14 protein-coding genes, 1 tRNA gene and 1 pseudogene are annotated in these 14,260 nt (G+C 70.8%); 7 read left to right on the top strand and 9 right to left on the bottom strand.

What is annotated here, in order from left to right; genetic code table 11:
• Positions 1-73 precede the first annotated feature (73 nt).
• A complete protein-coding gene (locus tag FV242_RS28270; protein ID WP_246692922.1) occupies positions 74-1,186 on the top strand; it encodes a hypothetical protein in 1,113 nt (370 codons plus the stop codon).
• On the opposite strand, the gene FV242_RS28265 is transcribed toward FV242_RS28270, so the two are convergent.
• From FV242_RS28265 to FV242_RS28255, 3 genes are all read right to left on the bottom strand, one after another.
• Entirely contained in the window at positions 1,179-2,168 is a 990-nt protein-coding gene (locus tag FV242_RS28265) for a helix-turn-helix domain-containing protein (RefSeq protein ID WP_147910941.1), read from the bottom strand. The two genes, FV242_RS28270 and FV242_RS28265, sit on opposite strands and share 8 nt — an antisense overlap.
• 177 nt (positions 2,169-2,345) lie before the next feature.
• On the bottom strand, positions 2,346-2,603 hold the full coding sequence (locus FV242_RS28260) for a hypothetical protein (protein ID WP_147910942.1): 258 nt from the start codon (positions 2,601-2,603) through the stop codon (positions 2,346-2,348).
• Between the two features lie 205 nt (positions 2,604-2,808).
• On the bottom strand, positions 2,809-4,218 hold the full coding sequence (locus tag FV242_RS28255; protein ID WP_147941248.1) for an MFS transporter: 1,410 nt from the start codon (positions 4,216-4,218) through the stop codon (positions 2,809-2,811).
• A 193-nt stretch (positions 4,219-4,411) separates the two neighbouring features.
• Between FV242_RS28255 and FV242_RS28250 the strand changes: the two genes are divergently transcribed.
• On the top strand, positions 4,412-5,848 hold the full coding sequence (locus FV242_RS28250) for a diguanylate cyclase (protein ID WP_246692921.1): 1,437 nt from the start codon (positions 4,412-4,414) through the stop codon (positions 5,846-5,848).
• 46 nt (positions 5,849-5,894) lie between these two features.
• Here the strand turns inward: FV242_RS28250 and FV242_RS28245 are convergent, their stop codons facing one another.
• Positions 5,895-6,878: a helix-turn-helix domain-containing protein gene (locus FV242_RS28245; protein ID WP_246692920.1), complete on the bottom strand. Its 984-nt coding sequence runs from the start codon at positions 6,876-6,878 to the stop codon at positions 5,895-5,897.
• 544 nt (positions 6,879-7,422) lie between these two features.
• Here FV242_RS28245 and FV242_RS28240 point away from each other — a divergent pair.
• Both FV242_RS28240 and FV242_RS28235 read left to right on the top strand, forming a co-directional pair.
• Positions 7,423-7,668: a hypothetical protein gene (locus FV242_RS28240; RefSeq protein WP_147910725.1), complete on the top strand. Its 246-nt coding sequence runs from the start codon at positions 7,423-7,425 to the stop codon at positions 7,666-7,668.
• A 38-nt stretch (positions 7,669-7,706) separates the two neighbouring features.
• Positions 7,707-8,390, top strand: coding sequence for a hypothetical protein (locus FV242_RS28235; protein WP_147941246.1), 684 nt, complete (start codon positions 7,707-7,709; stop codon positions 8,388-8,390).
• A gap of 312 nt (positions 8,391-8,702) precedes the next feature.
• On the opposite strand, the gene FV242_RS28230 is transcribed toward FV242_RS28235, so the two are convergent.
• Together FV242_RS28230 and FV242_RS28225 are read right to left on the bottom strand one after the other, a co-directional pair.
• Positions 8,703-9,746 carry a MaoC family dehydratase gene (locus tag FV242_RS28230; protein WP_147910727.1) on the bottom strand — a complete coding sequence of 348 codons (1,044 nt, stop codon included), beginning with the start codon at positions 9,744-9,746 and terminating at the stop codon, positions 8,703-8,705.
• A 12-nt stretch (positions 9,747-9,758) separates the two neighbouring features.
• Positions 9,759-10,061 carry a YggT family protein gene (locus tag FV242_RS28225; RefSeq protein WP_147853438.1) on the bottom strand — a complete coding sequence of 101 codons (303 nt, stop codon included), beginning with the start codon at positions 10,059-10,061 and terminating at the stop codon, positions 9,759-9,761.
• A gap of 123 nt (positions 10,062-10,184) precedes the next feature.
• Here FV242_RS28225 and FV242_RS28220 point away from each other — a divergent pair.
• A tRNA-Ala gene (locus FV242_RS28220) sits at positions 10,185-10,260 on the top strand.
• A 166-nt stretch (positions 10,261-10,426) separates the two neighbouring features.
• Entirely contained in the window at positions 10,427-10,705 is a 279-nt protein-coding gene (locus FV242_RS28215; RefSeq protein ID WP_147941245.1) for a hypothetical protein, read from the top strand.
• A gap of 56 nt (positions 10,706-10,761) precedes the next feature.
• Here FV242_RS28215 and FV242_RS28210 read toward each other — a convergent pair whose 3' ends face one another.
• Genes FV242_RS28210 through FV242_RS28200 form a run of 3 tightly spaced genes read right to left on the bottom strand, consistent with a single transcriptional unit; the run spans position 10,762 to position 13,396 of the window.
• A complete protein-coding gene (locus tag FV242_RS28210) occupies positions 10,762-12,333 on the bottom strand; it encodes a recombinase family protein (protein WP_147941244.1) in 1,572 nt (523 codons plus the stop codon).
• Positions 12,330-12,842 carry a DUF2924 domain-containing protein gene (locus FV242_RS28205; RefSeq protein ID WP_246692919.1) on the bottom strand — a complete coding sequence of 171 codons (513 nt, stop codon included), beginning with the start codon at positions 12,840-12,842 and terminating at the stop codon, positions 12,330-12,332. Before FV242_RS28205 ends, FV242_RS28210 begins: the two co-directional genes overlap by 4 nt.
• A gap of 20 nt (positions 12,843-12,862) precedes the next feature.
• Positions 12,863-13,396: a DUF3489 domain-containing protein gene (locus FV242_RS28200; RefSeq protein ID WP_147941242.1), complete on the bottom strand. Its 534-nt coding sequence runs from the start codon at positions 13,394-13,396 to the stop codon at positions 12,863-12,865.
• A gap of 737 nt (positions 13,397-14,133) precedes the next feature.
• On the opposite strand from FV242_RS28200, the pseudogene FV242_RS28195 reads away from it, so the two are divergent.
• Positions 14,134-14,260: pseudogene (locus FV242_RS28195) on the top strand (IS110 family transposase); the annotation flags it as partial.

Genomic DNA, 14,260 nt, shown 5'->3' with positions numbered 1-14,260 from the left:
GGCCGGCCCGGACCGGCTGCGCCGGCGCGACCGCGGAGCACGCGCGGCGGGGCTGGTTGCGAAACCCGGGCGGGTGAAGCGGGCGGCCCTGCTGATCGCGGCGGCCCTGCTGGCCCCGGTCGGCGCGGTCGTTGTCGTCGGCACCGCCGCCCGGGCCGAGACGGTGGAGGATGCGGGCGCCGGCGGGCGGGCGGACGCTGCGCGCGGGCCAGCGAACCACCGGGCGGTGGCCGGGGTGCCGCTCGCCGCCGCGACCGCGATGGCCGCGCCGCCGCCCTCGTACTTCTCCTTCTCGGACACGGTGATCAGCTACCGGTTCCAGGGGCCCTCGGCGGAGCCCGGCCTCTCGGTGCGGCGGCCCGACGGGACGGCGAAGGGCCGGCTGGTGCCCCGCGAGGTGCCCAAGAACGTGGTCAACCTGTTCCACGCCAATTCCTGGGCCTACGGCACCAACCTGATCTCCCTCGACATCCTCCAGTCGGGCTCCCAGGACGCGGCGGGCGACAAGCTGGGCCAGAGGAAAAATTACGGCGCCACGGAGGTCTACCTGATCTACCGGGGCGTCCTGAGCCCGAACAAGATCTTCGACACCACCGCGTTCGCGATCCCGGGCCTGGTCAAGGATATCGGGCTGGCGTTCGGGGCCGACGTCAACACCAAGAACACGACGTTCGATTCCGAGAAGCGCGCCGGCACCTTCGGGCTCAACTTCGCCTTCGACGTGCCGGTCGGGTTCGTGAACCTGAAGGTCCAGGCCTACAAGGAATTCTCCCGCAACGGTTTCGCCGGGGACCCTCCGCGTCAGGAAAGCGGCATCCCGGCGATTCCGGGCTTCGATTATTCGCATTTCCGCAGCGTCGAGTTCAAGACGACGCCGGAATTCGAGCTGACCTACACGATCCCGCTGGCCTTCACCGGCCTGCCCCTGGCGCTGGCCGGGTTCAACACCATCGTGATGCCCAAGGGCCGCTACGGCGACGTCAACCAGTACCGGACGAAGACGGAGTTCGTCTCGCAGACCAACCTGGTGCTGGATATCGGGCAGCTGCTCGAGCACGCCCCCAACCGGGTCGAGGCGTTCGTCGGCTTCCAGTACTGGCACAACAAGTTCGGCGGCGATCCCCGGTCCACGATCAATACCGAGGAGAAGGCGCTGATCGCCGGCGTCGCCTATCACCTCAAGTAAGGGCGCCCGCAGCACCCATCCCGGGATCGCCCGTTCTGGCGCGCAGATCGCCGGGCGCGTGGTCGAAGCGGCGCCGGAAGGCGCGGTTGAAGGTCGGCGCGTCGGTGAAGCCGCAGGCATACGCGATCGTGGCGATCTTCAGCCGGTCCTGGCCCGGCGCGGTCAGGCGGCGGTGGGCGAGGTCGAGGCGCGCGTCGCGGATCGCCGCCGCGATGCCGTCGGTCCCCGCGAAGGCCCGGTACAGGTGGGCCCGGGACAGGCCGAGCGCCGCCTGGATCTCGGCCGGGCCGAGGCTCGGGTCGTGGAGCCGGCGCATGATGTGGGCGTGGGCCAGGGACACCACCGCCTCGCACGAGACCGGGGCGGCCGGGTTGCCGGGCTGGTCCCGGACGAGGGTGCGCAGCAGGTGCAGCACGCCTTCGAGCGCGACCTGCGCCTCGCCCTCGGTCATCCAGGCGGCCGACGCCGCGAACGTGCGGAACGCGGCCTTGAACGCCGCGTGCGCGGGGCGGTCGGCGATGCAGCGCCCCGCGAAGGCCTCGACGGTGCCGATCCAGGCCTCGAAGGTCGCGCGCGGCAGCGCCAGCCGGATCTCCGCGTAATCGCTCTGGGTGCCGGCCAGGAACGGCCGCTGGCGCGACAGGAAGCTGATGTCCCCGGCGCTCAGGCGCGCGCCGCGCAGGCCCTGCTCCTGGTATCCGATCCCGTCGAGGGCGAGGCCGATCACCATCGCGTCGGAGGGGTTCCGGCCGATATGGCGGGCCCCGACCGTCACACCGACCGGGCTGCTGACCGTATGGGTCAGGCCCCAATCCGCGCCCATGACGACGAGCCTCCGGGCCTGGAACGCCGCGCGGGGATGCATGCGGCCGACATCGCCGTGCGGCGCCAGCGCGGTCGAGCACCAGAAGTCGAACGCCCGCTTGGGCTCGACATGACGGGTGGTCTCGATGGTGCTGGGGACGAGGGCCGGGAGGGACACGGGGCAAGCTCCGCTACGGACGGAACCGGCCGCCGCGCAGCGATTGCCGGCTGCATCGACAAAAGCAAGAGCTGAGCGACCCGGAAGACAACCAGGGGTAAACAGGCGGCCGGCGCGAGCGGCGTCCCGAAGGGCTGCTGCCGGCGTCCCGAGCGCCCCCCTGGGACGGCGAGCGCCCTACTGCCCGGTATAGGGCCGGGACGGCCCGCGCCGGAGGGGGCGCGTCCCGAGATCGACGCCGCGGGCGCCGGGTGGGACGCCGACCACGTCGCCGTCCCGGACGGCCTGGCGGAGGTTGTGGCGGGCGCCCCGCCCCTGCGTGCCGCCGGGCTGCGTCACCGCGGAATCGCCGGAGGGGGCCAGCACGGTCTGCGCCTGCGCCGAGCCCGCGAGGCCGATCAGCAGGAGGGCAGGCAGGATCCGTACGGAGGTCATGGCGGTCATCTTTCCCGGGCGACGGGGCCCGAAGGCGGTCCTGAATCCTTCCCGAGATAGGGTGCGGGCCGCCCTGCCGTTAGGGCGGAGCCGCGACAGGCGTCCCCGGCTTGCGCGGGACGACGATGCGTGATCGGGGACCGGCCGTCGGACCCGGAGGATCGGGCCGCCGGGCGGCGCCGCAGCCGCGCCGGCGCCGGGCGCCCTAGCGCGCCACCGGCCGTCCCGACCGGCCGCGCGGCCCGCGAAGCACCAGCACGCAGCTGGCGGCCAGGGTCGCGGTGATCACGGCGAACATGGCGTGGATCCCGTAGCCTTCGAGGATCGGCAGCAGGACGACCGGGGTCAGGGCTGCCGCGATCCGGCCGGTCGCCCAGGCGCAGGTGAGGGCCGAGGCCCGCAGGGCGGTCGACAGCAGCTCCGTCGCGTAGATGGCGAGGACGCCGCCGTAGATCGCGGCGGCGGTGTTGAACGCCAGGCCGACCAGGACCAGGACCGTGAAGGCCTCGGCGACGGCGAAGCTCGTGCCCAGGACCACCATCGCGACCGCCAGGACGACCAGGCAGGCGCGCCGCTCCAGGCGGTCGATCACCGTGGCGGTGAGCAGGGTTCCGAGCGGCGGCCCCAGCATCGACAGCCCGGCGAAGATCAGGGATTGGTCGATCCGAAAGCCCTTGCCGATCATCACGACGGCGCTCAGCAGGGGAAAGCCCACCGTCGCCCAGGGGCTGAGCCCGTAGAGCGCGACGAACAGCACGGTCCGGCGCAGCTGCCGCGGCTCGGCCAGCAGCGCCCGCAGCCCCGCCCGCACCGGACCGGCCGCCGGCTCCGCGGCGGGCGCCCCGGCGGGTCCCTCCGGGGGCGCGAGGCCGGCCGCGTCCTCGAAGCGCCCGCAGGCCCGGTCGGCCGCCTCGGCCCGGCCGACCGAGGCGAGCCAGCGCGGGGATTCCGGCAGCAGGGCGAACAGGATGGTGCCGGTCACGGCCAGCACCCCGCCCAGGATCAGCGCCCAGCGCCAGGGCGCGATCCCCAGCGGCGGGCTCGGGGCGAGGCCCTGGACCAGCAGGATCACCGCGGAGGCGCCCAGGAAGCCGATCCCGGCGCAGACCATCAGCATCGCCCCGCGCCGCCGGGGCGGCATCACGTCGGCGAGATACGTCGCGGCCAGGGGCGGGAAGCCGCCGATCGCGAAGCCCGACACCACCCGGGCCCCGGTGAGCTGCGTGAGGCCCGAACTCGCCGCCGCGGCCAGCGACCCCACCGCCATCAGCGCGAGGGTGCCCTGGAGCGCCCGGCGGCGCCCGAACCGGTCGCCGACCAGGCCGAAGACCGGCGCCCCCACGGCGCCCCCGGCGAAGACCGAGGCCAGCAGCAGGGACAGGTCGCCCCGGGGCATGCTGTGGGGGGGCGCCAGGAAGATCGCCGCCAGGGCGTTGCTGAGGGCGACCTCGGCCACGTCGGTGAACAGGCCGAGGGTGCACACCGCCAGGATCGCCAGATGGAGCCGCGTCAGCGGCAAGCCGTCGAGCCGCGCCGTGATCGCGGTCAGGGACCCGGGCGGATCGGATGGCGGTGCACCGCGGGGGGCGGCAGGGCGTGCGGATGCGTCGTTCACCACAGGGGTCCCCGTTCGACCGACAGGCGATCGAGCCGGTGGGCGGTCCTGATAGCGGCGCGGGTTCCGGATTCAAAGTCCGATGCCGGCCGCGCCCGCGGTCGCCCCAACACGGAGACGTGATGGACTGCTTTAACGCTTCTCTAGGAATGAATACGTGACTGATCGATCTATAGAAGCCTGAACCGTGACGATGAGAACCGCCGCTGTTCTTGGTGCCGACACCGACGCACCGGATGGGCGGGCGATCCAGATCCTGAAGCTGTCGATGGCGGCGAGCGGACGGCTCCGGCAGCCGGTGCCGGGCGTTGCGATCGGCACGGCCACCTTCCTGGTCGCGCTCCTGCTGCGCTTCGCACTCCATCCCGTTCTGCCGCCGGGATTTCCGTTCTTCACGTTCTTCCCCGCGGTCATCCTGTCGACCTTCCTGTGCGGCGCGCGCGCCGGCACCGTCTGCGCGGTCCTGTCCGGCGTCGCGGCGTGGTACTTCTTCATCCCGCCCCTGGGCTCGTTCGTCCTCGACCGCACGGTCCTCACCGCGCTGGCCCTGTTCGCCCTCGTCGCCGGGATCGACATCCTCCTGATCGACGTGGTGCAGCGGGTGACCGCCGGGCTGATCGGCGCCGAGGCGGAGGCGCGGCACCTGCTCGCGCAGCAGCGCCGGCTCGTCGAGGATCTCCGGACGGAGACCGACAGCCGCGTGATGCACCAGACGCTCGCCGAGAAGTCCCTGCTGCTCGACCTCGCCCTGAAGGCCGCCCAGGCAGGGACGTGGCACTACCGGGTCGCCACCGGGCGGGTGCTCCTCTCGGCCGAGATGGCCCGGCAGCACGGGCTGGGCGAGGCCGAGATCGAGATCGACATCGCGCGGGACTGGCGGCCGCTGGTGCATCCCGACGATGCCGAGCGGACCCTGACCGCCCTCGACCGCGCCATCGCCACGCGCGGCACCTTCGAGACCGAGTTCCGCATCGGTCGCGCGAACGGCGAGACGCGCTGGGTCAGCGGAACCGGCCGGGTCGAGGTCGACGACCGGGGCGAGCCGGAATGGGTCGTCGGCCTGACCTTCGACATCACCGATCGCAAGCGCGCCGAGCAGCAGATCGCCCATCTCGCGCATCACGATCCCCTCACGGGGCTCGCCAACCGGACCCGGTTCCGGGAGCAGTTCCTCCGGGAGATCGCCCTGGTGAAGCGCGGCGGTGCCGGCTGCGCGCTGCTGTGCCTCGACCTCGACGGGTTCAAGGCCGTCAACGACACCCTCGGTCACGCCGCGGGCGACGCCGTGCTGCGCATCCTTGCGGACCGGATGCGGGCCATCGTGCGGATCGAGGACACGCTGGCGCGCCTGGGCGGCGACGAGTTCGTGGTCATCCAGACCGGCCTGGACCAGGCCGCCGACGCGGCCATCCTGGCCGAGCGCCTGACCCGGACGATCAGCGCCCCCTGCCGGATCGACGGCAGCGACGTGTCCGTGGGCGTCAGCATCGGCGTCGCCCTGATCCCGGCCGACGGGATCGAGCCCGACGCGATCTACCAGAGCGCCGACCGGGCCCTGTACCAGGCCAAGGCACAGGGCCGCGGCACCTACCGGTGGGCCGGGCGCCCGGACCGGGGCGCGCTTTCCTAGAGCGCTCGCCGCCGACGTGGATACCGGTTCGGCGTAAGCGCGCGCGTCAGACCGCGGCGTGAGAGCCGGCGGCCAGGAGGCGATCCCCGGACCTGGGCGACCGGACATCGCGCGCCGCGACCCCGAAGCGCCGACGGAACGCCCGGCTGAAGGCCGACGCATCGGTGAAGCCGCACCGGAGCATGATCGTCGCGATGCTGTCGTGCGCGTGCGCCGGGACGGAGAGGTAGCGGCGCGCGCGGTCCAGGCGCGCGTCGCGGATCGACGCCGCGACGCCGTCGCCGTCCGCGAAGGCGGTGTAGAGCCGGCTGCGGGACACGCACAGGCTTCGGCACAGGGCGGCCGGGCCGAATTCCGGATCGTGCAGGCGACGCTGGATGTGCACCGAGGCCAGGGACTTCAGCGCGTCGACCGAGATCGGATCCTCCGACACCCCCGTGAAACTGCGCAGCAGGTGCAGGCCCCCCTCGACCGCGATCCCGGCCTGGGCCTCGGACATCGTCGTGACCTGCCCGGCATAGGCCTGCATGTAGGACACGAAGAGAGTGTTGAGATGGCCCTTGCCGATCGTGTGCCCGGCGAAGGTCTCGGGCTCGCCGACATGGGCCCGGAACAGGGCCCGCGACGCGATCAGCCGGATCTCCTCGTAATCCTCGTAGCCGCCCGCGCGATAGGGACGGCTGGTGTCGACGATGCAGATGTCTCCGGGCACCATCCGGGCGCCGCGATTGCCCTGCTCGGCGTATCCGGTGCCCCGGACGAACACCGCGATCGTCATGGCGTCGCGTCCGTCCCGCCGGATGTGCTGCGCCGGCCGGGCGATGTCGATGGTCCTGCTCTGCGTGTGCAGAAGGGTGCTGTGCGCGGTCTCGGCGACGAGGCGGCGGGCCGCGAAGGCGGGCGACCGGTCCAGCCCGCTGCTGACGACGCCGGTCATGGCCAGCGCGGTGTGGCGCCAGAACTCGAAGGCCCGCTCGGGTTCGACCTCGGCCGTGCTCTGGACGAGCGTTTTGACGGGGTCGGCGGACACGGGATGCTCACTCTACGGCCGGATACCCAGTCTCGGCCTCGGACCGGAAGGGAGAAGCCTATCTGTGGCGCAGAACGTCATTGTGTATGGCCCGAAGACTGTTGTTTTCGGGCCAAGCCCGGGCCGGCCGGCGGGCGGATCAGTGCGGCCCGGGGACGAGCCGCAACCGGTCGATCTTCCCGACGCGCGGACGGGATCGCGCGACCAGGTCGCCGAACACGTCCCGGGAGAACAGCCTCAGCAGGACGACGGAGAGGGTCAGCGAGATCGCGCTGGCCGCCAGGATGGGCGGTCGCTACTCCAAAAGCGGTATGCGCAGGCAGGCGTTGACGCGGGCCGCAGTCGCGGAATCGGCCGGTCGCGGGCCGGACCCCGGTGCGGGGCCTTCGAGCGCAGCCCTGGCGTCGGCCCCCGTAAGGCCGACTGCCCGATCCGCGGACGGGCGGGATAACCTGCGACGGATCGTACCCGGACCTGTCCGTCCCGAAAAGGAACATATATAGAACATCCAACCGCCGCCGCGCAGGATGAGGCAGGAGCCCCGATGGCCCGATACCGGTTCCACTGCACCAATGGCCTGGAATGCGTCTTCGACGCCCGCGGCGCGGAGATCCGCGCGGCCGGGCGCCTCACCGTGCGGGCCCGCCGGGTCGCCGCCGACGTGATGCGGTCGTTGTCCGACGAGACCGACTGGTCGGACTGGCAGGTGAGCGTGCACGACCTCACCGGCCGGCGCGTCCTGGTGCAGCCGTTCCGGCAGCCGATGGCGGAGCGGCCCCTCGCGGCCTGATCGGTTTCGCGTGCCGAGCGGTGGGCTACCATGCCGGCATGATTCGATCCGCCGGTCCCCGTCCGCGCCGATTCGCGGCCTGCCTCGTCCTCGGGGGCGCCCTGTTTCCGGCCGGCCCCGCCGCCGCCCAGGCGCTTCCGCCCCGGGCAGCGATGAGCCAAGCGGTGCTGTCCCAAGTGGTGCTGTCCCAAGCGGTGCCGCCCACCGTGGGCTTCGCGCCGGTGCCGTCCTTCGCCCTGGATCCGGCCGCGGATGCGGCGGGCCGGTGGACCGGCTCCTACGCCCGCCTGTCCACCGGCTACGCGGTCGGCACGTCCCGCCATCTCGGCAGCTACGCGGGGCCGACCTTCGGCTTCGAGGGCGGCCGGACATGGCAGGCGGGGCCGATCCTCTATGGGATCGGCGGCGGCCTGGATTACCTTGCCGGCCTCGATGGCGCCCTCACCCCCGGCTTCGGGCGCCTCGCCTACGGCCGCGACCTGGCCGGCGCGCTGGAGGTGACGGTCGGGACGCTGCTGAGCCCGGACGTGCTGGTCTACGCCAAGGCGGGGGCCGGCGCGGTGCACGACACCCTGCGGGTCGGGCCGACCCCGTTCACCCCGCCCCTCACCCGGGAGGGCATCGCGCTCCTGCCGAACGCCCGGGTCGGGGTCACGTGGGCGGTCACGGACCGCCTCTCCGTGGCGGTCGAGGCCGGCGTCGCCCGCAACGGCCTGCGCTGAGTTTTTTTGGTTTCGGCTCGATCCAGCGTGCGGCGGAGCGAATTCCGGTCAGCACCGACCGCGCGCTTGCCACCAGCGTCGGCATCGGCAGCAGAGACCGGCACCCGCGGGCCCCCAGCCCCGCAGAGCCTACGGCGTTCCCGCATCGGCCGTCATGGGGCGTGGCATCCCCCGCCCGTGCCGGAGAAAGTTGGGGTGAGGGATGCGCCCGATCGGGAGAACCCCGGTCCTCCGGAGATGTGCGAAGCCCGACAGCCCCGGACGAAGGCGGGAAAGCGCGCCCGCTGTGCGGACCGCGCGCCCCGTGGAGCCCTATTTCGGCACGAACGCCCAGTAATCCAGGTCGAGGATCACGGCCGGGTCGTAGCCCTCGCCGGTGCGGTCCGGGAAGGCGCCGCAGGGCTGGTTCTTGGTGGCGACCGTGCGCAGGCGCAGGAGCCCGACATCGTCGCGCCCGACATCGGCCGCGGCCAGGACCTCGCTCCAGGCATAGACCGTGTCGCCGGCAAACAGCGGCGCCACGTGGCGGCCGGCATTGATGCCGGCGAGCGCGAAGGCGTTGCCCAGGCCGTTGAAGCTGAGCGCCCGGGCCAGCGAGATCACGTGCCCGCCATAGATCAGCCGGCGGCCGAACCGGGTGTCCTTGGCGGCCAGGCCGTCAAAATGGACCTTGGCGGTGTTCTGGAACAGGCGCGTGGCGATCTGGTGCTCGGCCTCCTCGACGGTCATGCCGTCGACATGGTCGATCTTCTCCCCGACCGCGTAGTCGCCGAAGCGGTGCGGGCTGCCGGCGAGCTCCGAATCGTAGGCGGCGGCCGAGAGCTTCGGCAGGGCGCCCGCGAGATCCTGCGGGTCGACCACCTTGGCCAGGCTCGGCACGTGCTCCTCGGCGATGGCGGCCTCCGGGTCGCGCTTGCGCACCAGGACCCAGCGGCAATAGCTCAGCACGGTCTCGCCGGCCTCGTCGGAGCCCACCGAGCGCACGTAGACCACGCCGGTCTGCCGGTTCGAGCTCTCCTTGAGGCCGATCACCTCAGAGACGGTCGACACGGTCTCGCCCGGATAGACCGGCCGGCGGAACCCGCCCTCCGCGTAGCCGAGATTGGCCAGCGCGTTGAGGGAGACGTCCGGCACGGTCTTGCCGAACACCATGTGGAAGGTCAGCAGGTCGTCGAGCGGGCTCTTCGGGTAGCCGAAGGCGCGGGCGAAGGCGTCCGACGATTGCACGGCGAAGCGCGGGCCGTAGAGGCCGGTGTAGAGCGCCACGTCGCCCACCGTGATGGTGCGGGGCGTGGCGTGGCGGATGGTCTCACCGAGGCGGAAATCCTCGAAGAACCGGCCGGGGTTGGTTTTCACGGTCACTCGATCCTACTGCGCGTACATGTAAGCCTGGGGCACGGCATATTCGTGCAGAAGCTTGCTGATGAACAGCAGCAGCAGGATCAGGATGATCGGCGAGATGTCGACGCCGCCGAGATTGGGCAGCAGGTTGCGGATCGGCCGCAGCACCGGCTCGGTGATCCGGTAGAGCACCTCGCCGATCTGGGCGACGATCGGGTTGCGGACGTTCACCACGTTGAACGCCACCAGCCAGCTCAGGACCGCGCTGGCGATGAGGACGTAGATGAAGAGCTGGACGACCGTGTCGAAGAGCCAGATCAGGGCGTTCATGCGGGTCCGCGCGTATCCTAAGGGGCGCCCGCGCGGCGTCACCGGGAGCGGTGTGCGGCGGGCGGCGGTGAAACAGGAATTGACAGGCTGAGCCGCCCGCGCCTACAAGGCCGGCGCCTCGACGGGGCTGTAGCTCAGATGGGAGAGCGCCGCAATCGCACTGCGGAGGTCAGGGGTTCGATTCCCCTCAGCTCCACCAGGGGTCCTTGCGCAAATCGCAGGATCCAGGTGGTCGTCGAAAGTCACGTCATGTCAGTAGCTTAGCTCGAGCGTCCTGCTTCAGCCGCGTCTCTGTCGTGTCTCCGGGGCCGGATCACCGGCCCTTCGGCCCCCGGTCTCCACAGGCCTCATTCCCGTTTCCTGCGATGCTACCCGCGGTCCTCGATTGGTTCTTCCGCGACCGCACCAGCGGGCGCATCGTGATCGGCCAGTGGCCGAACACGCCGCTGTGGCTTTTCGGTCTGATGCTGTCCGTCGCTTGGATCGCGGGGGAGGATACCGCCGTCGGGCGGTGGGCGGATCTCGCATCGAGGATCGCCCTTGCGGTCTGGGCGGGCGATGAGTTGCTGCGCGGGGTCAACCCGTGGCGGCGCTGCTTGGGAGCCGCGGTGGTGATCGGGATGGCGGTGCGCCTATTCGCCTGATCGCTTCCGGAGGCGATGACGTCAGCCGTGGGGAGCACAGGCGGGACGCTCAGTTATCACAAGCCAAGGATGCGTTCCTGTGCATTCCAAGCGGGGGGCAGCTCGTAGAGATGACGCAGGCCGATGCCCCGGGGCAGCCGCGCCTCGACGATCACCTGCACGATGCGAGGGGAGAGTAGGGCGAGGGACAGCGTCATGCGCACCGAGCGCTCGCTGACCTGCTCGGCCCTGGCGATCGCCTCGATGCTCGTGCTTCGCCCACCCACGAGATCCCCCATCCAGGTCCGGCCCGCGGCGATGCCTACGAGCATGCGGGTGCGATCCTCCGCCTTCATCGCCCGCAGCCGATCGCCCTCGCGCCCCGGCGGTACGACGATCGCCCTGCGGCGGCGCTGCAGCTGATGCGCGAAGGGCAGCGACAAGGGAGGGCGGTCGCCGGTGAGTTGCAGCACGAAGTGATCGGCATGCACCGTCACTGTCTCGAGTTCGGCAGCGACCACGGCAGCGTCTTCGAGCGGTACCGGGCTCGGTGCAGCGATGCTCCGTAGACCAGCCACGACCACCGCCTCGATCGGCCCGGCAGGCAAGCGCAGCCGCTTGCCATCCAGCCCGACCTCACGGGCGACGTAGTAGCGGTAACGCAGTGAACCCTTCTGGGCATGGCTCGGCACCATCGGCTCACCTGCCACATCGCGTAGGCGCCCGGTGAGGAGGTGCACGCTCTCAGATCGCCCGCGGTGATGCTGATGGTGGTTGGTGGTGAGCCGTTCCTGCACCGCCTGCCACGTCACCCCGTCCACGATCGCGGCATGCTGGCCTTCATGGACCTGACCCTTGTGCCGAAGCTGACCGATGTAGAGCGGATTGCCGAGCAGCTTGTACAGATGCCCGCGCGAGAACGGACCCCCACCGGTCTCTCGCCCAGCCCCGTCGCGGCGGGCCGGCAGGGTGATGCCCTGCTCGTCGAGATCCTGCTTGAGCGCCGCCACCGTGCCGTGCGCGAGGTAGCCCGCGAAGATCGCCCGCACGAGGGCGGCATGTTCCTCGACGACGTGCAGGGCGCGGTCCTCGACCCGGTAGCCAAGTGGGACGACGCCGCCCATCCAGATCCCCTTGCGCTTGCTCGCGGCGATCTTGTCGCGGATGCGTTCGCCGGTGACCTCACGCTCGAACTGGGCGAACGACAGCAGCACGTTGAGCGTAAGCCGGCCCATGCTGGTGGTGGTGTTGAACGCCTGGGTCACCGACACGAACGAGACGCCGTGCCCGTCGAACAGCTCGACCAACTTGGCGAAGTCGGACAGGGCCCGGGTGAGCCGGTCGACCTTGTACACGACGATCACGTCGACGCGCCGGGCCTGCACCTCGGCGAGCAGCCGTTGCAGGGCGGGGCGTTCGAGCGATCCGCCGGAGAAGCCGCCGTCGTCGTAGCGGCCGGGTAGCAGGCGCCAGCCCTCGTGCGCCTGGGAGCGGATGTAGGCTTCGGCGGCTTCACGCTGGTTGTCGAGGGAGTTGAACTCCTGATCGAGCCCGTGCTCGGTCGAGACCCGGGTGTAGATCGCGCAGCGCAGCGTCGGCCGTGTGCCGGGGGGCGGTGCCTGTCGTGGTTTGGACGACCGGGCACTCATGCCTCAACCCTCCCCACACCGAGCTCCCCACCGCCAGTGGTCTTGGCGCGCAGGCCGAAGAAGCGGGGGCCGTTCCACTTGGTGCCGGTGATAGCCTGCGCCACGCGGGACAGGCTGTCATAGGTCGCCCCGTTCCAGGCGTAGCCCGCGTCCAACACGTGCACGGTGTGCATCACACCGGCCCATTCCCGCGAGAGCGTCACGCCGGGTGTGTGCCCGCGTCGGTCCGGCACCGGCACCGACACGCGGATCGGCATATCGTCCCCGCTCTGGCCTCTTGGGCCCCGTGCCTGTGCGAGCCGCTCGAGCGCCCGCGCGGTATCGCGATCGAGGTCACCATAGGCCAGAGCCTGCAGGCGGTAGGCGATCACCCGCGCGCGCAGGGCCGGCGGGAGGCCGGGAGGCGGGGCTGCGCCGAAGACCTGGCGCCAGCGCCGTTCCAGTGCCGCCGCGTCCATCCCGGCGAGCGCGTCGAGCAAGGCGGACACGTGGTCCGCCTCGCTCCCCAAAATGGGCTGGGTCCGCGCCATCAGGCGACGGCCTGAATCGGCATGCCAGCCTGCGGCTCAGCCTCAGCGCCCCGCGTCAGCGTCTCCCGCTTGCGCCGCGAGCGAGTGCGAGCGGCGGGCGAGGGTGGAAGGATGCGGTAGGCCGTCGTCGCGTCTGGCCGCGCTGCCTTCGCCAGCGGCTGTCCCCCGGACCGGATCCGAGAGAGGGCCGCGCGCGTCGTGTGCGGGAGCCAGCCCGTCGCCGCGATGAGCTCAGCGAGCGTAGCTCCGTTGTCTCTCGTCAGCAGCGTCAGCACCAGCACCTTCTTGTTCGGGCGGCACGCTGTGTTGGTCCGGGCGGGCGGGGTGAGGCCAATGGCCAGGTAGCCCGTGGGCGTCAGGCGATGCTGTCCGTCCGGCGCGTCCGATGGGGTAATGAGGTCGTCGCGTAGGAGACGGCCAATGAGCCGTTTGCGACTGGCCGGTTTCATCTCTGGTGCGAAGCGTAGGCGGCCCTCGCATGCGGCGGTCTGCAGGATGCTGGTCTCGGTGCGGGTGAGCGAAATGGTGGTCATGGGTCGGAGTCTCCGTCGGGGGCAGGTCAGGCCCTGCCACGACCCCGACCCCGCGGGCGGCGCAAGGCCGGCCGGCGGGGCAAAGCGTGGATGGTCGGAATGACAACCTAGTGAAAAGAGGAATGCGTCAGCCGTCGCGTTGCCACTCCGCTACTTCCAGACTCTTGCTGATCCATACAAGTACAGTCTTGGTGACCGCGCCAACGTCGCTTAGTATTGTGATCAACGCGTCGATTCTATGAGATACGCTCAGGCTTGTCATAATGATTAGCCAGTTTCCGTGCGTCGGGCTGGAGACCACACACGCTCCGTTCGCTTCGACAGTCAAGTCGAAGCTACGGTTGGGCTGAAACGGTCCGAAACTTCGCGCCGTTGTCCACTGCGAACGGAAGCTCGTGACCCTTCTCAGACCTTCAGAAGGTCCGCTTGCTGGAGGTCTGATCGAACCAGAATGACCGAAGGTTGCCGAAAGCAGAATGACCGCTTCAGTGAAGGCCGGCCGTAAAAGCCGACGGCCTGCTACCGACCCAACCCAGCCGCCTGAGACGCCGTTGGCGCTTCCCGAAAGCGGCCGTTCGTAAGCCCTCCGGCAATTTCGGCTCGGGGTGGCAACCGGACCTTGGCTTTCCGTCCCGAAGCAGATGGGGTGGATGGCTCCCGCTCCAACTGACGGCATCTCGGTGCCAAGATGTGGTTGCTGTCGAAGCAGCAGCCACGCAGATGCAGGAGCCATCCCCATGGAGATCACCACCGTCGGCATCGATCTGGCCAAGAGCATTTTCCAGGTTCACGCCGTTGATGCAGCTGGGCACGTCGTCGTTCGCAAGGCGCTGCGGCGGGCGCAGGTCGTGCCGTTCTTCGCCA

The organism is Methylobacterium sp. WL64 (assembly GCF_008039945.1).
Classification (GTDB): Bacteria; Pseudomonadota; Alphaproteobacteria; order Rhizobiales; family Beijerinckiaceae; genus Methylobacterium.
The sequence above is the reverse complement of the archived record's forward strand: the minus strand, read 5'-3'. Positions and strand labels throughout refer to the sequence as shown.